The sequence below is a fragment of the Streptomyces yangpuensis genome (assembly GCF_001005295.1).
Taxonomy (GTDB): domain Bacteria; phylum Actinomycetota; class Actinomycetes; order Streptomycetales; family Streptomycetaceae; genus Streptomyces; species Streptomyces yangpuensis.
Map to the genome: position 1 here is coordinate 18,306 of NZ_LBMK01000002.1, position 21,103 is coordinate 39,408.

Consider the following 21,103-nt stretch of genomic DNA (forward strand, 5'->3'; position numbering starts at 1 on the left):
CGCCTGCGCGCCGTGCCGTCCATACCGCCCCGCGCCTCTCCGTGGGGCCTCAGCCGACGGCGCCCGCCGAGGCCCGTTGACCGGCTCGGGCGAACTCGGCCATGCCGTCTTCGAAGCCGACTTCCGGACGCCAGCCCAGTCCGTCGCGCAGTCGGGCGGAGTCGGCGGTGATGTGCCGTACATCCCCCAACCGGAACTCGCCGGTCACCACCGGCGCGGGCCCGCCGTACGCGGAGGCCAGGGCCGACGCCATCTCGCCGACGGTCCGCGGCTGTCCGCTGCCGGTGTTGTAGGCGGTCAGCATCCCGGCAGCCGTCCCCCTGAGGGCCTCCAGGGCCACGACGTTCGCCGAGGCCACGTCCCTCACGTGGACGAAGTCCCGCCGCTGCGCGCCGTCCTCGAAGACCCGGGGGGCCTCGCCCCTGGCCAGGGCGGACCGGAAGAACGAGGCCACCCCGGCGTACGGGGTGTCGCGCGGCATCCCCGGCCCGTACACGTTGTGGTAGCGCAGCGCGACCGCACGGCCCTCCACGCAGCGGGCCCAGGCGGCCGCCAGGTGCTCCTGGGCCAGCTTCGTCGTCGCGTAGACGTTCCGTGGATCCGTCGGCGCGTCCTCGCCGACCAGACCCGGAGCGAGCCCAGCCCCGCAGTCGGGGCACCGGGGCTCGAAACGGCCCGCCTCCAGATCCTCGGCCAGCCGCGGCCCGGGCCGTACCGTCCCGTGCCGTTCGCAGGTGTAGCGGCCCTCCCCGTACACCACCATCGACCCGGCGAGCACGAGCTGCCGGATGCCGGCGGACGCCATCTCCGCCAGCAGGACGGCCGTGCCGAGGTCGTTGCAGCCGACGTACTCGGGGGCATCGGCGAAGTCCTTTCCGAGGCCGACCATCGCAGCCTGGTGGCACACCGCGTCCATGCCCTGCAGTGCGTCCCGGACCGCGTCGGCGTCCCGCACGTCGGCCCGGACGAACTCCGCGTCCGGCAAGGCGGGTGTGTCAGGGTGGGCGGCCGGCAGCAGGGCGTCGAGCACGACGGGGTCGTGCCCGCTGTCCATGAGGGCGGTGACGATGTGGGAGCCGATGAACCCGGCCCCTCCGGTGACGAGTACGCGCATGCCCCGGACGCTACGCAGTACCGGCTGTCGGAGCCGTCTCCCACGCGCGGGCGTAAGACTTCCGTCATAGGTGATCGGCGCGGCCCACGGGGCGGCGTCCAGCCGCGAGCAGTGCGGCGATGACGGGGGCGACGGGGCTGCGAGCCGACTCTGTGGCGAGGGGACGGCATCACCGGCCGGGCCGTGGGGTCGTTCGGGTTGACGCCGGTGGCGGCGGAGACCAGGGCGGCGCCGGTGGCCTTCCGTGCGGACGCGCTCCGGCTGCCGGACCGGCCTCGTGCATGGTCGTCACGATCAGAACCTTTCGGGGAAGAACAACGCCAGGATCAGATACCCGACCAGGCTGACCGCGACGACGATGCCTACGACAGTCTCCGTGCTCACCCGTACACCGACTCCTCCGTGCGTCCTCAACCTCACCAGCGAACATCAAGGAAACGCTGAACGAAACGGCGCATACGGCTTCCTGACGCGGTTGGCCGGGACTTTGACGGTGTATTGACGGCCGCTCCATCGACAGGGTGAAGGCGGTGTGCCGGGAAGCCCGGCTGGCGTGGTTCCCGCTGCCCTCGGCCGCCGTCCAGCGGAACGCGGGCGCACACCCGTCCTGCGCGTCCCGGCCGTGCTGACGCGGGCACGTGGCGTGGTCCCCCGGCGGCAGGTACGCGGAGGGCGCGCGGCCGACGTCAGAGGGCCGGGCAGGCAGCGGGCGCCGTCGGCAGCACCGGATTCGGTGGCCGATCGTCGTAGCGCGGACCGCTGTTCATGGCGCAATCCCAGCGCATCGCCGACGTCGGGGCAAGCGCCCGGCGGCTCCTTGACGGCCTTCTGATGCCCCTCCATCAGGGCGGCGTAAAAGATCGACTTCCGCGCGGAAGGAACCCGTCAAGGAGTGGCGCCGGGGCCTTCGGCCGGGCGCAGACTGAAGTGGCGACGGAGCCGGACGACGGACCGGCGGCACGCGGCCGGCGGGCGGTGACCTGAACACCTCCGCAGCCGCGCATGGTCCCACCGTGGGGGTACGGACCGATGCGACCGCGTGTCGGTCACCCGTCGCACAACACATGAGCCGTCCGGCCTTCCGGTGTGGGGATACCGGGCCGGACGGCTCTCGTGTTCCAGGGGGTTGCCCCGGTGTCAGGTGACCGCGGACGCCGGGAGCTCCGGGGACAGCGGAGGTCCGTCACCCGCTACGGGGAGGGTGAGGACCATCGTGAGGCCGCCGCCCGGAGTGTCCTCGGCCGTGAGGGTGCCCTTGATGGCTTCGGTGAAGCCGCGTGCGACGGCGAGGCCGAGGCCGACGCCGGCGCCGCGCGGGGCGTCGCCGTGGCGCTGGAAGGGTTCGAATATGCGGTCCTTGGCCTCGTCCGGGACACCGGGGCCCCGGTCGACGACCCGGAGCTCGACGCGGCTGCCCAGGGCGCTCGCAGACACGTTGACGGGCTGTCGGTGGGGGCTGTACTTGACGGCGTTCTCGACGATGTTGGCGACGGCCCGCTCCAATAGGCCCCGGTCGACGGCGACCATCGGCAGCGTCTCGGGGATGTCGAGTTCGACGCTGTCCTCCGGTACGCCGCGCAGGGCCATCGGGACGACCTCGTCGAGGTCGGTTTCCCGGATCAGGGGGACGACGGTGCCGGTGTTGAGGCGGGACATGTCGAGGAGGTTGCCGATCAGGGCGGCGAGGCGGTCGGCGCCGTCCTCGATGCCTTCGAGCAGTTCGGCCTTGTCGTCCTCGGACCATTCGACGTCGTCGGAGCGCAGGGAGGTGACCGAGGCCTTGATACCGGCGAGCGGGGTGCGCAGGTCGTGGCTGACCGAGGCCAGCAGGGCCGTGCGGATGCGGTTGGCCTCGGCGAGCTCGCGCGACTTCTCCGCTTCGTCGACGAGGCGCTGGCGGTCGAGTACGACGGCTGCCTGGGCGGCGAAGGCGCCGAGGACACGGCGGTCCTCGGCGGGCAGGACCCGGCCGGTCAGGGTGAGGGTCATGGTGTCGCCGATGGGCAGGTCCACGTCCGCGTCCTCGGGGCGGACGACGGTGCCTGTGCCGACGGATGCCGCCGTGGTCCAGGGGTCGACTTCGCTGGTGCGCTCCAGGAGGGCCACCGACTGCATGGCGAAGGTCTCGCGGAGGCGTTCCAGGAGGGCGTCGAGGGAGTCCTCGCCGCGCAGGACGCTGCCGGCGAGGAAGGAGAGGATCTCCGACTCGGCGCGCAGGCGGGCGGCCTGGTGGGTGCGCCGCGCGGCGAGGTCGACCACGGAGGCCACGGACACTGCCACGCCGATGAAGATCGCGATGGCGACGATGTTCTTCGGGTCGGAGATCGTGAACTGGTGCAGCGGCGGTGTGAAGTAGTAGTTCAGCAGCAGGGACCCGAACGCCGCCGAGGCGAGCGCGGGGAGCAGCCCGCCGAGGAGTGCCGCCGCCACCGTGCACGTGAGGAAGAGCAGCATGTCGTTGGCCAGGCCGAGGCCGGGGACCAGCTGGTTCAGCAGGACGGTGAGCAGCACGGGGCCGCCGATGCCGGCCAGCCAGCCCCAGATGCGGCGGGACCGTCCAAGGCGCGCGCCGCGCGCGACGGGCAGGCCGCGGCCCTTGGCGGCCTCGTCGTGGGTGACGATGTGGACGTCGAGGTCCGGGCCCGATTCGCGGGCGACGGTGGCGCTGACGCCGGGGCTGAAAACCGACTGCCAGGAGCGGCGGCGGCTCACGCCGAGCACGATCTGGGTGGCGTTGCAGCCGCGGGCGAACTCCAGCAGGGCGTCGGAGACGTCGTCGCCTATGACGTGGTGGAAGGTGCCGCCGAGACCTTCGACCAGGGTGCGTTGGACGGCGAGCTCCTTGGGCGAGGCAGAGGACAGCCCGTCGCTGGCGGCGATGTACACGGCGAGGACCTCTCCGCCGGCGCCCTTCTCCGCCAGGCGGGCGGCCCGCCGGATGAGCGTACGGCCCTCGGGGCCCCCGGTGATGCCGACGACGATGCGTTCGCGGGCCTGCCAGGTGGAGCGGATGTTGTGCTCGCCCCGGTACTCCTGGAGGTACTCGTCGACCCGGTCGGCCACCCACAGCAGCGCCAGCTCCCGCAGCGCGGTCAGGTTCCCGGGCCGGAAGTAGTTCGAGAGGGCCGCGTCGACCTTGTCGGGCTTGTAGACGTTGCCGTGGGCCATGCGCCGCCGCAGCGCCTGCGGGGACATGTCCACCAGTTCGATCTGGTCCGCCCGCCGGGCCACCTCGTCGGGGACGGTCTCGCGCTGCCGTACGCCTGTGATCGTCTCGACCACGTCGCCCAGCGATTCGAGGTGCTGGATGTTCACGGTGGAGATGACGTCGATGCCGGCCTGGAGGAGCTCCTCCACGTCCTGCCAGCGCTTGGCGTTGCGCGAGCCGGGAACGTTGGTGTGTGCGAGCTCGTCCACCAGCACGACGGCGGGGCGGCGGGCGAGGATCGCGTCGACGTCCATCTCGGTGAACGTGGAGCCGCGGTACTCCAGCTCACGCCGCTCGATGAGCTCGAGGCCGTGCAGCATCACCTCGGTCCGTGGCCGGCTGTGGTGCTCGACGAAGCCGACGACGCAGTCGGTGCCCCGCTCGACCCGGCGGTGCGCCTCGGAGAGCATCGCGTACGTCTTGCCGACGCCCGGTGCCGCGCCGAGGTAGATGCGGAGCTTGCCGCGACCCATGTTCAGACTCTTCTTCTCTGTCGACGGTTGGGCGGATGATCAGGGTTCGAAGCGGTAGCCCATGCCCGGTTCGGTGATCAGGTATCGGGGGTGCGAAGGGTCCGGCTCCAGTTTGCGCCGGAGCTGGGCCAGGTACACGCGCAGGTAATTGGTGTTCTCGCTGTAAGTGGGGCCCCAGACTTCCAGCAGCAGCCTGCTCTGGGTGATCAGCCGGCCGGGGTGGGCGATGAGGATTTCCAGCAGGTGCCACTCGGTCGGGGTCAGCCGTACCGTGCGTTCGCCCCGGTACACCTTCTTCGCGACCAGGTCGACGGTGAACTCGTCGGTGGTGACGATCGAAACCTCGTCGGCCCGCGAGGCGTCGGCCGGCTCCTGTCTCCGGGCGGCCGCGCGCAGCCGGGCGAGGAGTTCGTCCATGCTGAACGGTTTCGTCACGTAGTCGTCTGCGCCGGCGTCCAGGGCTCGGATCTTGTCTTCCGAGGTGTGGCGTGCGGACAGCACCAGGATGGGCACGCGGCTCCAGCCGCGCACGCTCTTGATCACGTCGACGCCGTCCATGTCGGGGAGCCCGAGGTCGAGCACGATGACGTCCGGCTTGCGCGCGGCCGCGAGCCGCAGGGCCGAGCCGCCGTCCGGAGCCTCTTCGACCTCGAATTTGCGTGCCTGCAGATTGATCTTGAGCGCACGGACGAGCTGGGGATCGTCCTCCACCACCAGCACCCGGGTCATGGGTGTGCAGCCTTTCCTTCGATGAGAACAAGACGGTCAGGAGCCGGCATGGCGCGAGCATCCCGCGCCCTGCCGGCTCCCGGTCCGTGCGATGGGGAACATCAGCCGTTGGTCAGTGCCTTGAGCGCGATGTTGAGTTCGAGGACGTTGACCCGCGGCTCGCCCATGAAGCCGAGGATCCGGCCGGTGGTGTGGTCGGCGACGAGCTTCTCGACCTGCTTGACGTCGAGCTTGTTCTGCTCGGCGACCCGGTGGATCTGGAGCTCGGCGTAGGCGGGGGAGATGTGCGGGTCGAGGCCGGAGCCCGAGGAGGTGACGGCGTCAGCCGGCACGTCCTCCGGCTTGACCGTGTGGGAGGGGGTGGAGTTGTCCGCGATGACGGCTTCCTTGGCGGCGACGACCTGGGCGCAGAGGGTGCCCTCCTCGGCGTCCTTGGTGCACTGGCCGTTCACGGCTCCGTTGTCGGCGGAGCGGTTGGTGGCGCCGGAGAGGATCAGCGAGTACTGGGTGTTGACGCTGTTGGTGCCCAGGCCGCCCGAGGGGCGGGGCTGGAACCACCTCAGGTCCGGCTTCGCGGCCTCCTCCGGGTCGTCGCCCGCCGTCGAATCAGAAGCAGCCTGCTTGGGCAGGTTGTAGGTCTGCCCGATGAGGGAGGAGCCGACGACGGTGCCGCTCTGGTCCTTGATCTCGGAGCCGTTGGCCTTGTCGTTGAACAGAGCCTGGGCGATGCCGGTGACGGCGAGCGGGTAGATGACCCCGCAGATCACGGTCAGGACGAGCAGGGCCCGCAGGCCCGCCCCGATCAACCGTGCGGTGTTGCGTACGGAGTTGTTCATGGTCGTCTCAGCCGATTCCGGGGAGGAGGGTGATGAGCAGGTCGATGAGCTTGATGCCGATGAACGGGGCGATCAGACCGCCCACGCCGTACAGCCCGAGGTTCCGGCGGAGCATCTTGTCGGCGCTGGTCGGCCGGTACTGGACGCCCTTGAGGGCGAGGGGGACGAGCGCGATGATGATCAGCGCGTTGAAGATGACGGCCGAGAGGATCGCCGATTCAGGGGACGCGAGCCCCATGATGTTGAGCTTGTCGAGGCCCGGGTAGACCACGGCGAACATGGCCGGGATGATCGCGAAGTACTTCGCGACGTCGTTGGCGATGGAGAAGGTGGTCAGGGCTCCGCGGGTGATGAGGAGCTGCTTGCCGATCTCGACGATCTCGATGAGCTTGGTGGGGTTGGAGTCCAGGTCCACCATGTTCCCGGCCTCCTTGGCGGCCGACGTCCCGGTGTTCATGGCGACCCCGACGTCGGCCTGGGCCAGGGCGGGCGCGTCGTTGGTGCCGTCACCGGTCATCGCGACGAGCTTGCCGCCGGCCTGCTCCCGCTTGATCAGGGCCATCTTGTCCTCGGGCGTGGCCTCGGCGAGGAAGTCGTCGACACCCGCCTCCTCGGCGATCGCTTTGGCCGTCAGCGGGTTGTCACCCGTGATCATGACCGTCTTGATGCCCATGCGGCGCAGCTCCTCGAACCGCTCCCGCATGCCCTCCTTGACGACGTCCTTGAGGTGGATGACACCCAGGACCCGGGCGCCCTTCTCGTCCTTGACGGCGACCAGGAGTGGCGTGCCGCCGGCCTCGGAGATGCGGTTGGCGAGGAGGTCGGCGTCCTCGGAGACCTCGCCGCCCTGCTCCTTGACCCACGCGATGATCGAACCGGCCGCGCCCTTGCGGGTCTGCTTGCCATCCACGTCAACACCGGACATACGGGTCTGGGCGGTGAAGGCGATCCACTCGGCGTGCGCGAGCTCGCCCTGGTGGCGTTCGCGCAGCCCGTACCTCTCCTTGGCGAGGACCACGATGGAACGGCCCTCGGGGGTCTCGTCCGCGAGCGACGAAAGCTGGGCGGCGTCCGCGACCTCCGCCTCGGTCGTGCCCTTGACCGGCACGAACTCCGACGCCTGGCGGTTGCCGAGGGTGATGGTGCCGGTCTTGTCGAGCAGCAGCGTCGAGACGTCGCCGGCGGCCTCGACGGCGCGGCCCGACATGGCCAGGACGTTGCGCTGGACCAGACGGTCCATGCCCGCAATGCCGATCGCGGAGAGCAGCGCGCCGATGGTGGTGGGGATCAGGCAGACCAGCAGCGCGGTCAGCACGATCATGGACTGCTCGGCGCCCGCGTAGATCGCGAAGGGCTGGAGCGTGACCACGGCGAGCAGGAAGACGATGGTGAGGGACGCGAGGAGGATGTTCAGCGCGATCTCGTTGGGCGTCTTCTGCCGCGCGGCACCCTCGACCAGCGCGATCATCCGGTCGATGAAGGTCTCGCCCGGCTTCGTCGTGATCTTGATGACGATCCGGTCGGAGAGCACCTTCGTACCGCCGGTGACCGCGGACCGGTCGCCGCCCGACTCCCGGATGACGGGAGCCGACTCGCCGGTGATGGCCGACTCGTCCACGGAGGCGACGCCCTCGACGACGTCGCCGTCGCCGGGGATGACGTCCCCCGCCTCGCAGACCACCAGGTCACCGATCTTCAGCTCGGTGCCCGGGACCTGCTCCTCGCCCCTGCCGTCCTTGGTCAGGCGGCGGGCGACGGAGTCGGTCTTGGCCTTGCGCAGGGTGTCGGCCTGCGCCTTGCCGCGGCCCTCGGCCACGGCCTCGGCCAGGTTGGCGAAGATCGTGGTCAGCCAGAGCCAGGCGGTGATGGCCCAGCCGAACCAGTCCGTCGGGTCCAGACACGCGAGGACGGTCGTGACCACCGAGCCGATGAGGACGACGAACATGACCGGGGACTTGATCATGATGCGGGGGTCGAGCTTGCGGACCGCGTCGGGGAAGGACTTCAGCAGTTGCCTGGGGTCGAAGAGGCCGCCGCCCACGCGGCCGCCGTCCGGCTTGTGGCCGGTGGGCACGTCCTGGTGCGGAGCCCTGGTGGGTGTGGCGGTGCTCATGACGCGAGCCCTTCGGCGAGCGGTCCCAGCGCGAGGGCGGGGAAGTAGGTCAGACCGGTGACGATCAGGATGGTTCCGACGAGCAGGCCCGTGTAGAGGGGCTTGTCGGTGCGCAGGGTGCCGGCGGTCTCGGGGACGGGCTTCTGCTCGGCGAGCGAGCCCGCCAGGGCCAGGACGAACACCATGGGCAGGAACCGGCCCAGCAGCATCGCGATGCCGATGGTCGAGTTGAACCACTGCGTGTCGGCGTTCAGACCCGCGAAGGCCGAACCGTTGTTGTTGGCGCCCGAGGTGTAGGCGTAAAGGACCTCGGAGAACCCGTGCGCACCGGCATTCGTCATCGAGTTGACGGGCGTGGGCAGGGCCATCGCCGCAGCCGTGAAGCACAGCACCAGCGCCGGGGTGATGAGGATGTAGCAGGCCGCGAGCTTGATCTCGCGGGTGCCGATCTTCTTGCCGAGGTACTCGGGGGTGCGGCCGACCATCAGGCCGGCGATGAACACCGCGATGATCGCCATGATCAGCATGCCGTAGAGGCCGGAGCCGACACCGCCGGGCGCGATCTCGCCGAGCTGCATGCCCAGCAGCTGGATGCCGCCACCGAAGCCGGTGAAGGAGGAGTGGAAGGAGTTGACAGCGCCGGTCGAGGTCAGGGTGGTGGACACGGAGAAGATGGCCGAGGCGCCGATGCCGAACCGGGTCTCCTTGCCCTCCATCGCGCCGCCCGCGGTCTCGAAGGCGGGGCCGTTGCCGGCGAACTCGGTCCACATCATCAGGGCGACGAATCCGACCCAGATGACCGCCATCGTCGCGAGGATCGCGTAGCCCTGGCGCAGGCTACCGACCATGCGGCCGAAGGTGCGGGTCAGCGAGAACGGGATGACGAGGATGAGGAAGATCTCGAAGAGGTTGGAGAACGGGTTGGGGTTCTCGAAGGGGTGGGCGGAGTTGGCGTTGAAGTACCCGCCGCCGTTTGTTCCGAGTTCCTTGATGACTTCCTGGGAGGCGACGGCGCCGCCGTTCCACTGCTGGGTGCCGCCCATGAACTGCCCGACCTCGTGGATGCCGGCGAAGTTCTGGATCGCGCCGCAGGCCACGAGGATGATCGCGCCGATCACGGAGATCGGCAGCAGGATGCGGAAGACACCCCGCACCAGGTCGGCCCAGAAGTTGCCCAGCTCACCGGTCCGCGAGCGGGCGAAGCCCCGTACGAGGGCCACGGCGACGGCCATGCCGACCGCGGCGGAGACGAAGTTCTGCACCGCCAGGCCGCCGGTCTGCACGACGTGGCCCATGGCCTGCTCGCCGTAGTACGACTGCCAGTTGGTGTTGGCGACGAACGACGCGGCGGTGTTGAAGGCCTGGTCGGGGTCGATGGCCTGGAAGCCGAGCGAGCCGGGCAGGACGCCCTGGGCGCGCTGGAGGCCGTACAGGAACAGGACGCTCACCGCGGAGAAGGCGAGGACACCGCGCAGGTAGGCGGGCCAGCGCATCTCGGCGGTGGGATTGGCGCCGATGGCCTTGTAGATCCACTTCTCCGGCTTGTAGTGCTTCTCGGAGGAGTAGACGCGGGCCATGTAGTCGCCGAGCGGGCGGTAGGCCAGCGCGAGTGCGGCGATCAGTGCGAGGAGCTGGAGCACACCAGCGAGAACGGGACTCATCGGTGGCTAGAACCTCTCCGGCTTGACAAGGGCGAGGACGAGGTATCCGAGCAGGGCGATGGCCACGACGAGGCCGACGATGTTTTCGGCGTTCACAGCTTGGTCACCCCTCGGGCGATGAGAGCCACCAGCGCGAAGACCGCGATTGTGGTGACGACGAAGGCCAGATCGGCCACCGTGAGCTCCTGGATGAAGAGGGAAGAAATGAATCGGCCAGATGGCCGATGTCGAGATAACCGTGTCTTCATCCCGGCGTTAAGACGCCTTGACGGGGTCCATACGGGCCGACGGAAACTCTTGACGCCACCCTTACGGGAAGAGCTGGGGAAGGCCCGGTCAGACCTGGTGGTACAGGCCTGCCGTGTCGGGCGCGGAGCCGGCCTGAGCGGCCGACGCGACGGCCACCGGACGATCCTGCTCCGGAGGCAGCGGGCCAGGCGGGGCCGGCAGGAAGCGGCCGTAGTAGTGTCCGCCGCCGACGACCCGCAGCTCGGTCTCGCCGTCCGGCCGCGGTCCGCCGCGACACCGACGCCGTGATCTGCCGGCTCCGTTTCCGCGTCATGGGCGACACGCGTTGACGCGTCTCTGACGGCGGTTTGACGCGTCCCGTGCGGCCGCCGTCAAAGGGGCGCCAATTCCGGAGCCGACAGGGGCAGTACGGCTGGAACGGGCAGTAGTTTCCTGCCTGTCGCGCTGCCGGGGGCCGCGAAATCACCCACATGACGGCCGAGGGGGTCCATGGAGGTGGTCCCCGGCGGTGAGACCCTCCCGCGCTCTGGCCACGAGCTGCCCAGGGCTGCCACCTCGAACCCATCCAGAAGGTCGCTTCATGCCTCCCGCCGCCGCGCAGCACGTTCCTCCGGGTCTCGGGACACCTCCGCGAACCCCGATCAACCGGCCCTCCCGGAAACGGTCCGGCCAGCTGAACGTGGTGGACCCCGAGCTCCTCGCCTCCTCCGCACGGGAGGCCGTCGGCAAGCTCCATCCTCGCGAACTGGTCAAGAAGCCGGTGCTGTTCGTCGTCGCCGTCGGATCCGTGCTGACCACACTCTCGGCGCTCATCCACCCGTCCGTCTTCACCTGGGTGATCAGCGTCTGGCTCTGGCTGACGGTCCTGTTCGCCAACCTCGCCGAGGCCGTCGCCGAAGGCCGGGGCCGCGCCCAGGCCGAGTCGCTGCGCAAGGCGCGTACGGACACGGTCGCGGTGCGGCTGAACCACTGGACGTACGGGGCGAACCTGCATCGAGCCGAGACGGAGGTGGTCACACCGGCCGAGCTCCAGCCCTTCGACTTCGTGATCGTCGAGGCCGGCGAGCTGATCCCGGCCGACGGCGACATCGTCGACGGCGCCGCGATGGTGGACGAGTCGGCCGTCACCGGCGAATCGGCTCCCGTCCTGCGGGAGTCGGGCGGTGACCGTTCCGGCGTCACCGGCGGCACGACCGTGCTGTCCGACTCGATCGTCATACGCGTCACCTCGCGCCCGGGGCACAGCTTCATCGACCGGATGATCGCCCTGGTCGAAGGCGCCACCCGGCAGAAGACGCCGAACGAGATCGCCCTGAACATCCTGCTGGCCGCCCTGACCGTCAGCTTCGTCCTCGTGGTCGTCTCCATCCAGCCGATGGCCGCCTACGCGCACGCCGCACAGTCCACGACCGTCCTGGTCGCCCTCCTCGTCACCCTCATCCCCACCACCATCGGCGCCCTGCTGTCCGCCATCGGTATCGCGGGCATGGACAGGCTCGTCCAGCGCAACGTCATCGCCATGAGCGGACGCGCCGTCGAGGCCGCCGGAGACGTGAACACCCTGCTGCTCGACAAGACCGGCACCATCACCCTCGGCAACCGCGAGGCCGCGGCCTTCATCCCCCTGCCCGGCGTGGACCACATCAAGCTGGCGGACGCCGCCCAGCTGTCCTCGCTCGCCGACGAGACGCCCGAAGGCCGCTCCGTCGTGGCACTCGCCCAGCGGTACGGACTGCCGCCGGCCGACGCGGCGGACCTCAGCAATCCGCGGTTCACCGAGTTCAGCGCCAAGACCCGGATGAGCGGTGTCAACCTGAGCTGGTCGGGCGGCGCCGGCTGCGCCATCCGCAAGGGTGCGACGGTTCAGGTCTGTGACTGGGTGGCGATGCGCGGCGGCACCGTCCCGGCGGAGGCGGTGACCTGGTCGGCCACCGTGTCGGAGTCCGGGGGCACACCCCTGCTGGTGGCGGTCCACGACTGGGACGGGCCGAGAGTGCTCGGCATCATCCACCTCAAGGACGTCGTCAAGGAAGGGATCCGGGAGCGGTTCGAGGAGCTGCGCAGCATGGGGATCCGTACGGTCATGGTGACCGGGGACAACGAACTGACGGCCCGCGCCATCGCCGCCGAGGCCGGGGTCGACGAGTACCTGGCGGAAGCCACCCCCGAGGACAAGATGGCCCTCATCAAGCGGGAGCAGGCCGGCGGCAAGCTCGTCGCGATGACCGGTGACGGCACCAACGACGCCCCGGCCCTGGCCCAGGCCGATGTCGGCGTCGCCATGAACACGGGCACCTCGGCGGCCAAGGAAGCCGGGAACATGGTCGACCTCGACTCCAACCCCACCAAGCTCATCGACATCGTCGAGATCGGCAAGCAGCTCCTCATCACCCGCGGAGCCCTGACCACCTTCTCCATCACCAACGACGTCGCGAAGTACTTCGCGATCATCCCCGCGATGTTCGCGACGGCCTATCCAGGCCTCGAAGCCCTCAACATCATGGGCCTGAGCAGCCCCCGGTCCGCGATCACCTCGGCGATCATCTTCAACGCGCTGATCATCGTCGCCCTCATCCCGCTCGCCCTGCGCGGCGTCCGCTACAAGCCCGCCTCCGCCCACGACCTGCTGCGCCGCAACCTCGGCGTCTACGGTCTGGGCGGGCTCGTGCTGCCGTTCGTCGGGATCAAGCTCATCGACCTGCTGGTCTCCCTCATCCCCGGCATGGGATGAGCTCTGGGCCGCTCCCTCCCCGGCTGGCCTGGTTCAGGCAGCCGGCTGGGGCTGGCGCAGTTCTGCCTGGCCGAAGAGGAGCGCGTACCCGCCGGGGAGTTGGCGAAGGATGCGGGCGAGGAGGTCGGGGCCGGCGAGGCGGGTGACGACGGCGAGTACGGCGCCGGTGTCCCAGCGGGCGACGGCCGGGGTCGTGCCGGCGCGGGCGGCAACATCTTTGACGAAGCCCCATCCGGTGAGCTGTTCGGTGTCGGGGACCTGTCCGGTGAAGGTGAGGGCGGCCTCGACGGGCAGGGCCTGGGCGAGGTCGACGCGTTCGTCTCCGACGAGCTGGCGGCCGAGGGCGGCGAGGACCGTGCGGACGGCTTCTTCTGCGCGTGCGCGGGTGGGGTAGGCGCCTTCGTAGCGCACTCGTTCCAGCATCTGGTCGAACGTCATGGCCGCGAGGGACGGGTTCGGTTGAGGCTGGGCGTACATGGTGCTGCGGTTGCCTTTCTCGTCGAAGGTACGTTCTGGCCGGTGCCTGCGGTCAGGTGGGCTGGGGGTGGCCGAAGAGGAGGTCGTAGCCGGGCGGGAGCTGGAGCAGCGCTTCGCGGATCAGGACGTCTCCGGCGGCTGCGGCCACGGTGGAGAGGACCGCTCCGATGTCCCACAGGGCCGTCTTCTCGGTGGCGCCTTCGATCCAAGCCGCGGTGGCGCGGACGAAGCGTTCGGGAGAGAGCGGCTCCGCGGCCTGCAGCGGATTGAGGAGGATCAGGGCGTAGGTCTCGGGGAGCCGGGCGGCGAGCTCGGCCCGCACGGTGCCGACCAGGTGTGCGCCCAGCAGGGCCAGGACGACGCGGGCTGCGCGTTCGGCTTCCTCCCGGGTTCGGTACTCGCCGCGTTCCTGGACATGGTCCAGGAACGCTTCCCGGCGCATCGACATCTCACGTCACCTCCATGGGAGGGGTGAAAGGGGAATGGGGCGCGGAGGGCGGGGTGCCGGAGGGGGATCGGTTCCCCGTCCTCCGCCGCCGGTGCCGGCCTGGTCAGCCGGAGATCTGCTTGCGGCCGGACTCGCCGCCGATGGCGATCTTCCGCGGCTTGGCGCGCTCGGCGATCGGGATCCGCAGGGTCAGGACACCCGCGTCGTAGTCGGCCTCGATGTGCTCGGTGTCGAGGGTGTCGGCCAGCATGACCTGGCGGGAGAAGACGCCCAGGGGCCGCTCGGAGAGCTCCATCTGCACGCCGTCGGCCTTCCCCGCGGGGCGGCGCTCGGCCTTCACCGTGAGCATGTTGCGCTCGACGTCGATGTCGATCGCCTCGGTGCTGACTCCGGGGAGGTCGAAGGCGATCACGTACGTGTCGCCCTGGCGGTAGGCGTCCATCGGCATCACGGACGGCTTCGACCAGGTCCCGGACGCACCCGACAGCTGCTGGACGATCCGGTCCATCTCGCGGAACGGGTCGGTGCGCATCAACATCGCGAAACACCTCCAGTCGGTTCAGGCAGGAACTGCCAATGCGCTTCAACGTGCTTCCGTTGTAACATGTCATCGAAGCGATGACAAGCAAGGAGTCGTCGAGTGGACGACATATGACGGAGAGAGTGTCATGAACGAGGCCGCCCAACCCCGCGCACAGATCCCCTTCCTTGCCGCCGCCGCGGCGCTGGAGGCCATTGCCCAGGCCGTGAGGGATGCGCAACAGCCTCCCGCGGGAGCACCGACGGGCAAAGCGGCGCACGCACCGGACCCGGGTCCGGAATCGGCTCTGGCCGCGCTGCTGATGCTGCGCGAGGTCCGTGAGCAGCTCGCCGGCTGGGAGAGCGGGCTGATCGAAACCGCCCGGGGCCAGGGCGCGAGCTGGGCCGACCTCGCCGGACCCCTCGGGGTGGCCAGTCGCCAGGCCGCCGAACGCCGCTACCTGCGCCTACGCCCCGGCGCTGCCGGAAGTACCGGCGAGCAGCGTGTCCAGGCCACCCGCGACACCCGCGCCGCCGACCGCACCGTGAAGGGCTGGGCCCGTGACAACGCGGCCGACCTGCGTCGGCTCGCAGGCCAGGTCACCGCCCTCACGGGTCTCCCCGCCGGCGCCGATTCCGCCGTCGGCGACCTGAACCTGGCTCTCGCCGACAACGACGTTTCCCGCCTGGTGCGCCCGCTGGCCGACACCCGGCCCTATCTGCGGCCGGAGGATGCCGAGCTCGCCGAACGCATCGACGTACTGACCCGACACGCCGACCAGCTCCGCCAGGACACCCACGACCGGCGCAGCATGTGATCCGCACCCCGAACCCTCGACCGGCGTCGGGACCACGCCCGTCGACTCAAGGAGTGATCCACCATGGCCGAACACCCTCCCCGGGAGACAGGCGGCAACGACATCGCCGTGGACGACTTGGACCACATGGTCGCGGTCCGGCCCGTCGGAGAGATCGACATCGAGACGGCACCCTCCCTCCGGCTCGCCCTCGCCGAAGCTCTCGTCCACGCCTCGTCGGCCAAGCCCGTGGTGGTCGACTGCAGCCGCCTCACCTTCTGCGACTCCTCGGCACTCAACGCACTCCTCACCGAGCGACGGGCCGCTCAGGAGACCGACACCGTCATCCGCCTGGCAGCCCCCAACCACCAGCTCCAGCGCCTCCTGGAGATGACCGGCGCCCTGCCCCTGTTCCCCGTGGACGCAGACCCGCCGGCCAACGGCTGCATTCCGACGGGACACCCCGACGGAAGGCAGTAGGCGGGCCGGTGGTGCGCGGGTGCTGGCCGGCGTGTGGCGTAGCCGGGTCGCCTTTCCGGGGCCGCCCTCATCGCCGCCCGCCACCACCTGTCCGGCACGGGTACCGATGGCCGTCTCGACGAGGGGCAGATCCTGACGGCGTGGGCTCAGCAGGCGCCGCGGAAGGCGTGCCGGGAGTTCTTGGGGTACGTGTACGGGGAGGGCGGTGGGCACGCACCGCCGCTCTGGCACGCATCGCCGCTCTGGTGTCGGGGCAGATGCCCGGAAGGCGGCTGAGGCGGGTGAGAAGCACCTGGCCGCAGTTTGGGAGCGGGTGTATCCCGGTCATGGCTCAAGCGTTCAGCAGCCCATTCCTTGGAGACACACGATGACGACGAAGCACAGCGCTGCCGCCTCGGAGCCGGACGAGGACGGTCTGCCGGGCAAGCCGGGGCCGGTGTCCCCGGCCGTGGCCGAGCCGGCACAGCCCGCAGAGCCTCTCCCGCCCAAAGCGGACCAGGAAGGGCCGGAGACCGTGAGCCCCACCGGGCAGGCCACCGGGGCGGAACAGGCACGCATGGCGCAGAGCGGCGCGTACCTCACCACCGCCCAAGGGGCCCGGCTCTACGACACCGATCACTCGCTGAAGGCCGGACCGCGGGGGCCGGTCCTTCTCCAGGACCACCATCTGCGCGAGAAGATCACGCATTTCGACCACGAGCGGATCCCGGAACGAGTGGTGCACGCGCGCGGCGCCGCCGCGCACGGGGTCTTCCAGGGCTACGGGACCGCAGGCGAAGTCACGCGTGCCGCCTTCCTGGCGAAGGACGTGGAGACACCCGTGTTCGTCAGGTTCTCCACCGTCCTCGGCTCACGCGGCTCGGCCGACACGGTGCGCGACACCCGCGGCTTCGCGACGAAGTTCTACACGGAGGAAGGCACCTTCGACCTGGTCGGCAACAACATCCCGGTCTTCTTCATCCAGGACGCCGTCAAGTTCCCCGACATCATCCACGCCGGCAAGCCGCACCCCGACCGGGAGATCCCGCAGGCACAGAGCGCGCACGACACCTTCTGGGACTTCGTCTCGCTCCACACCGAAGCCACGCACCACACCCTGTGGAACATGTCCGACCGCGGTATCCCGCGGTCCTTCCGGATGATGGAGGGCTTCGGCGTCCATACGTTCCGCCTGATCAACGCGGCCGACGAGAGCGTGCTGGTGAAGTTCCACTGGAAGCCGAAGCTCGGCGTGCACTCCCTGGTCTGGGAGGAAGCGCAGCTGATCAACGGGATGGACCCCGACTTCCACCGCCGGGACCTCTTCGACGCCATCGAATCCGGCGCGTACCCGCAGTGGGAGCTCGGCATCCAGGTCTTCCCCGACACCCCGGAGCAGACCTTCGAAGGCATCGACCTCCTCGACCCGACGAAGATCGTCCCGGAGGAGCTCGCGCCGGTCCGGCCCATCGGGCTGATGACCCTGAACGCGAACACCAAGAACTACTTCGCCGAGACCGAGCAAGTCGCCTTCCACCCCGGCCACCTGGTCCCCGGCATCGACGTCACCGACGACCCACTGCTCGCCGGCCGCCTCTTCTCGTACCTCGACACACAGATCAGCCGGCTCGGGGGCCCCAACTTCGGCCAGATCCCGATCAACCGGCCGCACGCCCCCGTCAACGACATGCTCCGCGACGGCATGCACCAGACCGCCGTCCACACCGGGGTCGCCCCCTATCACCCCAACAGCCTCGACGGCGGCTGCCCCTTCTTCGCCGGAGCCGACACGGGGGCCTTCATCGAATCGCCGGTGCAGCTCCCGGCAGCGAGCAAGGTCCGTGGGGCGCCCGCCTCGTTCTCGGACCACTTCACCCAACCGCGGCTGTTCTGGCTCAGCATGACCCCGCCCGAACGCGAGCACATCATCGCCGCATACACCTTCGAACTGAACAAGTGCTACGAGCAGGCCGTCAAGGAACGCACCCTCCAGGTCCTCGCGAACATCGACCCGCAGCTGTGCGAACAGGTCGCCACCGGGCTCGGTCTGCCGGCCCCCGCGGCCACCGAGCCGCTCGCCGGGCCCGACCCCAGCCCGGCCCTTTCCCAGCTGGGCGGTACCTGGCCGACCGATGGCCGCGTCATCGGCATCGTCACCGACGCCGAGGCCGACCTGGGCGGCGTACGGATCGCCCGGCAAGCCATCCTCGACACAGGCATGGTGCCCCTCGTCATCGCCCCGACCGGCGGCACACTCGACCCCGGCGGCGATCCGATCGCCGTCCAGCGGACCTACGCCACCGCCCGCTCCACCGAATTCGACGCCGTCCTGCTCGCCGGCGTGCCTCAGGCAGGCGCGGACGCGTACGGTGCCCGCGACGCCAAGGCCGGCACCGCCCGGCCCCCGCGAGCCGTCGACCCGCGCGTGCTCCTGCTCGTCACCGAGGCGTACCGGCACGGCAAGGCCATCGGCGGCTGGAACGGCGCCGACCAGCTCCTCGAGACCGCCGGCATCACCCCTGGCGACCCGGGCATCGCCCTGGAGGAGGACGCCACGGCCGTCGTGGAGGCCGTTGCCGCAGCCCTGGCCGAGCACCGGGCCTGGGACAGGTTCCCGCCTGCAGTCTGAAAGGGCCTGCGGCGGAAACGGCGAGAACGGCCCACCGTGACCTCCGCCATGGGGCGGGGTCCAGCCGAGCTGGACCGCGGAGACGACGAACGCCCCTGCGGTAAGACCCAGGAATTCGACGGGCAGGGGGGCACCGAGCGGGGCGGGGCACCGTTGTGGTGGGTGACACGGGTGCGCTCATGAGGGTCCCGTCGGGGTAGTGCTGTTGTCCTTCGCGTCCGGGCCGGGCCCGGGCCGCGAGGCCGCGGTGGTGGGGGCCGGGGCGCGGTCCGAGGCGCGGGACACCGGGGTGATGCGGGCCGCGCCCGTTTTGAACAGGGGCTGCTTGGAGGCCGGATCCCAGGAAGTGGGCGTGAGCTCGTTGGCGGCCCGGTGGTGGCCGATCCCGTCGGGGGCGTCCCAGTAGCCGTAGTGGAACGGCAGGAAGACGACGCCCTGGCGGATGCCGGTGACCCGGACCCGGGCCCTGACGGTGCCGCGCCGGGTGCCCACCTCGGCGAGGTCGCCTTCCCCGATGCCGGCCGCCGCCGCGTCGGATTCGGACATCTCGATCCACATGTCCGGCGCGGCGGAATGCAGTTCGGGCACGCGGCCGGTGCGCGTACGGGTGTGGAACTGGTACAGGGTGCGGCCGGTGATCAGCCACAGCGGATAGTCGGCGCCCGGCTGTTCGGGCGGCGGGACGTACGGGGCGGTGCGCAGGAGCTCCTTGCCGTCCGGGTTCAGGGACCGGTACGCCTCCTCGTCGAGGGAGCTTCCTGTGAGGAGGTCGCGGCCGTAGGTCTCGCAGTCCTCGGCGCGGCTGCGGAAGTCGCCCCGGGTGTAGAGGCGCTCGGTGCCGTCGGGGTGTTCGGTGGTGCAGGGCCATTGGATGCCGCCGCGGTCGCGCAGCAGGGCGTAGGTGAGGCCGCTGTAGTCGCACGGGCGCCCGCGACTGCACTCCTTCCACGCCTCGAAGACTTCCTCGGGGCTGTGCCAGGGCAGCAGCGGTGCGTCCGATGCGTCGCGGAGGTCCATGCGGCGGGCGAAGTCGAGGAAGATGTCGAGATCGGGGCGCGCATCTCCGTAGAAGCCCTGCAGCACCGTGGACAGCAGCCGGCCGGCCTGGCCGAGCAGGCGGGCCGCAGTACGGATCTGCTCCGCGGGCACGTCGGTCGCCGCGGCGGTGGCGGCTTCGGCCGGGAAGAGAGTGCGCGCGTGCGCTCCGTGACGAGAGCCATGGCGGTGTCCCAGTCGGCTTCGCGTTGGGTGCCGTTCTCCAGGATCAGCGGGCTGGTCAGGCGGTCGGGCGAGCCGACGGCCTGCCAGCCGTACAGGTCCTTGGGGTCGAGGCGGCCGCGGTTGACCCTGTCGCGGGCCATCCCCCGGACACCGACGAGCCGGCCGTCCCGCACCGCCAGCTCCATGGCATCGCCGTTCGAATGAAGATTCGAGGCCGTCTGGACCCATCGGTCGATGTCATCGGCGCCGCAGCCCCCGGCGAGGTACTGGTCCACGCGAGCGGGCCAGGAACCTCCGCGCCCGTACGGGGTGCGGCGCCCCCACGGATCAGCGATACGCCCGGCCGGAACGGATTCTGTGGTCATATGCAGCCCCTGCCCCTGCCCCCGCCCGAGGCCGCCATACCCCCGCGACGCCTCGGGGGCATGGCGGCCAGGAGGCTACGCGCCGGAGTGGACGGGTCCGGCACCCGTTGTCCGGCCAGGCGTGCGCGTCGGCCGGACCGAGGTCCGGATCGCCGCCGCGCGCACGGGGACGTACGCGAAGAAGGAACGCCACGCACCCCACGCACCCCACGACCCGTAGCCGACGGCGAACCGCTTGCCGGGCGGCCGACGCCGTCCGCGACCGGTTCGGCCCGGTCGCGGGCCTCGGCGCCCGGAGGCAGGCCCTTCCGGAAGCGGCGCCTCAGCGCTGTACCGGCACTGGCGGGGGATGGCGCCGGCCACCTGGTGACCGGAGACCCCCTCCTGCTCGCCTGTGCTGCGGAACCAGCCACTCCCTGGGCGACCGCTACGACGCCCGGACCGGGCCTTCGAGGCGCCCGGCCGGCCGGGTCCGTCCGGCACAGGTCAGAAAACGGTGACCGTGAAGGGGTTGTCCACGTAGCTGCCGCGCAGGTCGTACGTGTAGACGGTGACCGCGTCGGGGCCGCAGACGGCGTTGGGCGTGGTGCTGAAGCTGCGACGGTTGGAATTGGGCAGCTCCACGTGGACCACGCTGAACGCGAGATTCACCTGCTCGCTGACGTTCACGCAGTACCGGCCGGTGTTGACGTGTCGCACCCAGTCGACATTCTTCGCCCGCAGCAACGCCCCGGAGCCGGAGACGTCCGCCGCGGCCTGGACGTAGGGGGAGGTGATCGGCCTCGGGTCGGCCGCCGTGGCGTTCGCGGGGGCCGCGAGCGCCCCTGTCATGACGACGGCGGCCGGCAGGAGGATGGAAAAGCGGATCATATGACTTCACTCCGGACTGTGGCGTGCTGCGGCGAGGTGTGGGTGGTCGCCTCATACTCGGCCGGTACGCACGACGATGCGTTCGCCGCGCCGAGCCGCATCGGCCCAACGGGGCCGAAAGCTACCCGTGCGGCCCACGAGCGTGAGGCGGCTGACGTGGGCGGCCCGGCCGGTGCCGGGGACGCAGCCATGACGAAAGGCAGC

Annotated in this window: 16 protein-coding genes and 1 pseudogene; 4 read left to right on the forward strand and 13 right to left on the reverse strand. The window is 70.3% G+C overall.

Annotated features, from left to right (window positions below; genetic code table 11):
* Window positions 1-49 precede the first annotated feature (49 nt).
* The 8 genes from AAT21_RS05505 to kdpF (AAT21_RS34890) all read right to left on the reverse strand — a co-directional run bounded on the left by AAT21_RS05505 (window position 50) and on the right by kdpF (AAT21_RS34890) (window position 10,230).
* Window positions 50-1,114: an NAD-dependent epimerase/dehydratase family protein gene (locus AAT21_RS05505; protein ID WP_046775659.1), complete on the reverse strand. Its 1,065-nt coding sequence runs from the start codon at window positions 1,112-1,114 to the stop codon at window positions 50-52.
* Window positions 1,115-1,408: 294 nt separating this feature from the next.
* Window positions 1,409-1,498, reverse strand: a complete 90-nt coding sequence (gene kdpF, locus AAT21_RS34885; protein ID WP_107081215.1) for a K(+)-transporting ATPase subunit F — start codon at window positions 1,496-1,498, stop codon at window positions 1,409-1,411.
* Window positions 1,499-2,251: 753 nt separating this feature from the next.
* Complete coding sequence (locus AAT21_RS05515) at window positions 2,252-4,795, reverse strand: sensor histidine kinase (RefSeq protein ID WP_046775660.1); 2,544 nt, start codon at window positions 4,793-4,795, stop codon at window positions 2,252-2,254.
* Between the two features lie 39 nt (window positions 4,796-4,834).
* Window positions 4,835-5,524 carry a response regulator gene (locus AAT21_RS05520; protein ID WP_046775661.1) on the reverse strand — a complete coding sequence of 230 codons (690 nt, stop codon included), beginning with the start codon at window positions 5,522-5,524 and terminating at the stop codon, window positions 4,835-4,837.
* A 101-nt stretch (window positions 5,525-5,625) separates the two neighbouring features.
* Window positions 5,626-6,360: a potassium-transporting ATPase subunit C gene (locus AAT21_RS05525; protein ID WP_046775662.1), complete on the reverse strand. Its 735-nt coding sequence runs from the start codon at window positions 6,358-6,360 to the stop codon at window positions 5,626-5,628.
* Window positions 6,361-6,367: 7 nt separating this feature from the next.
* On the reverse strand, window positions 6,368-8,473 hold the full coding sequence (kdpB, locus tag AAT21_RS05530) for a potassium-transporting ATPase subunit KdpB (protein WP_046775663.1): 2,106 nt from the start codon (window positions 8,471-8,473) through the stop codon (window positions 6,368-6,370).
* Window positions 8,470-10,134: a potassium-transporting ATPase subunit KdpA gene (gene kdpA / locus AAT21_RS05535; protein WP_046775664.1), complete on the reverse strand. Its 1,665-nt coding sequence runs from the start codon at window positions 10,132-10,134 to the stop codon at window positions 8,470-8,472. Before kdpA ends, kdpB (AAT21_RS05530) begins: the two co-directional genes overlap by 4 nt.
* A 6-nt stretch (window positions 10,135-10,140) precedes the next feature.
* On the reverse strand, window positions 10,141-10,230 hold the full coding sequence (kdpF, locus tag AAT21_RS34890) for a K(+)-transporting ATPase subunit F (protein ID WP_046775665.1): 90 nt from the start codon (window positions 10,228-10,230) through the stop codon (window positions 10,141-10,143).
* Window positions 10,231-10,963: 733 nt separating this feature from the next.
* Between kdpF (AAT21_RS34890) and kdpB (AAT21_RS05545) the strand changes: the two genes are divergently transcribed.
* Window positions 10,964-13,114, forward strand: a complete 2,151-nt coding sequence (gene kdpB / locus AAT21_RS05545; protein WP_079025466.1) for a potassium-transporting ATPase subunit KdpB — start codon at window positions 10,964-10,966, stop codon at window positions 13,112-13,114.
* 33 nt (window positions 13,115-13,147) lie between these two features.
* Here kdpB (AAT21_RS05545) and AAT21_RS05550 read toward each other — a convergent pair whose 3' ends face one another.
* The 3 genes from AAT21_RS05550 to AAT21_RS05560 form a co-directional block, all read right to left on the reverse strand.
* The gene (locus tag AAT21_RS05550) at window positions 13,148-13,591 is read right to left on the reverse strand and encodes a DUF2267 domain-containing protein (RefSeq protein WP_046775666.1); all 444 of its coding nucleotides are present in this window, start codon (window positions 13,589-13,591) and stop codon (window positions 13,148-13,150) included.
* A 52-nt stretch (window positions 13,592-13,643) separates the two neighbouring features.
* Window positions 13,644-14,039 carry a DUF2267 domain-containing protein gene (locus AAT21_RS05555; protein WP_046775667.1) on the reverse strand — a complete coding sequence of 132 codons (396 nt, stop codon included), beginning with the start codon at window positions 14,037-14,039 and terminating at the stop codon, window positions 13,644-13,646.
* A 103-nt stretch (window positions 14,040-14,142) separates the two neighbouring features.
* Window positions 14,143-14,577 (reverse strand): Hsp20/alpha crystallin family protein, encoded by a 435-nt coding sequence (locus tag AAT21_RS05560; protein ID WP_046775668.1) that lies wholly within the window; start codon window positions 14,575-14,577, stop codon window positions 14,143-14,145.
* A gap of 130 nt (window positions 14,578-14,707) precedes the next feature.
* On the opposite strand from AAT21_RS05560, the gene AAT21_RS05565 reads away from it, so the two are divergent.
* The 3 genes from AAT21_RS05565 to AAT21_RS05575 all read left to right on the forward strand — a co-directional run bounded on the left by AAT21_RS05565 (window position 14,708) and on the right by AAT21_RS05575 (window position 18,443).
* The gene (locus AAT21_RS05565; protein WP_046775669.1) at window positions 14,708-15,376 is read left to right on the forward strand and encodes a hypothetical protein; all 669 of its coding nucleotides are present in this window, start codon (window positions 14,708-14,710) and stop codon (window positions 15,374-15,376) included.
* A gap of 63 nt (window positions 15,377-15,439) precedes the next feature.
* Window positions 15,440-15,835, forward strand: a complete 396-nt coding sequence (locus AAT21_RS05570; RefSeq protein WP_052757654.1) for an STAS domain-containing protein — start codon at window positions 15,440-15,442, stop codon at window positions 15,833-15,835.
* A gap of 367 nt (window positions 15,836-16,202) precedes the next feature.
* Window positions 16,203-18,443, forward strand: a complete 2,241-nt coding sequence (locus AAT21_RS05575; protein ID WP_046775670.1) for a catalase — start codon at window positions 16,203-16,205, stop codon at window positions 18,441-18,443.
* Window positions 18,444-18,620: 177 nt separating this feature from the next.
* On the opposite strand, the pseudogene AAT21_RS39965 reads toward AAT21_RS05575, so the two are convergent.
* Window positions 18,621-20,029 (reverse strand): annotated as a pseudogene (locus tag AAT21_RS39965) (molybdopterin oxidoreductase family protein).
* 486 nt (window positions 20,030-20,515) lie between these two features.
* On the reverse strand, window positions 20,516-20,899 hold the full coding sequence (locus AAT21_RS05590; protein WP_046775672.1) for a hypothetical protein: 384 nt from the start codon (window positions 20,897-20,899) through the stop codon (window positions 20,516-20,518).
* Window positions 20,900-21,103: the final 204 nt, after the last annotated feature.

Coding starts and splice junctions, on each gene's coding strand:
- AAT21_RS05570 (WP_052757654.1), top strand. CDS start 15,440: ATGGCCGAACACCCTCCCCGGGAGACAGGCGGCAACGACATCGCCGTG.
- kdpA (WP_046775664.1), bottom strand. CDS start 10,134: ATGAGTCCCGTTCTCGCTGGTGTGCTCCAGCTCCTCGCACTGATCGCC.
- kdpB (WP_079025466.1), top strand. CDS start 10,964: ATGCCTCCCGCCGCCGCGCAGCACGTTCCTCCGGGTCTCGGGACACCT.
- AAT21_RS05565 (WP_046775669.1), top strand. CDS start 14,708: ATGAACGAGGCCGCCCAACCCCGCGCACAGATCCCCTTCCTTGCCGCC.
- kdpB (WP_046775663.1), bottom strand. CDS start 8,473: ATGAGCACCGCCACACCCACCAGGGCTCCGCACCAGGACGTGCCCACC.
- AAT21_RS05505 (WP_046775659.1), bottom strand. CDS start 1,114: ATGCGCGTACTCGTCACCGGAGGGGCCGGGTTCATCGGCTCCCACATC.
- AAT21_RS05520 (WP_046775661.1), bottom strand. CDS start 5,524: ATGACCCGGGTGCTGGTGGTGGAGGACGATCCCCAGCTCGTCCGTGCG.
- AAT21_RS05590 (WP_046775672.1), bottom strand. CDS start 20,899: ATGATCCGCTTTTCCATCCTCCTGCCGGCCGCCGTCGTCATGACAGGG.
- AAT21_RS05555 (WP_046775667.1), bottom strand. CDS start 14,039: ATGTCGATGCGCCGGGAAGCGTTCCTGGACCATGTCCAGGAACGCGGC.
- AAT21_RS05515 (WP_046775660.1), bottom strand. CDS start 4,795: ATGGGTCGCGGCAAGCTCCGCATCTACCTCGGCGCGGCACCGGGCGTC.
- AAT21_RS05550 (WP_046775666.1), bottom strand. CDS start 13,591: ATGTACGCCCAGCCTCAACCGAACCCGTCCCTCGCGGCCATGACGTTC.
- AAT21_RS05560 (WP_046775668.1), bottom strand. CDS start 14,577: ATGTTGATGCGCACCGACCCGTTCCGCGAGATGGACCGGATCGTCCAG.
- AAT21_RS05525 (WP_046775662.1), bottom strand. CDS start 6,360: ATGAACAACTCCGTACGCAACACCGCACGGTTGATCGGGGCGGGCCTG.
- AAT21_RS05575 (WP_046775670.1), top strand. CDS start 16,203: ATGACGACGAAGCACAGCGCTGCCGCCTCGGAGCCGGACGAGGACGGT.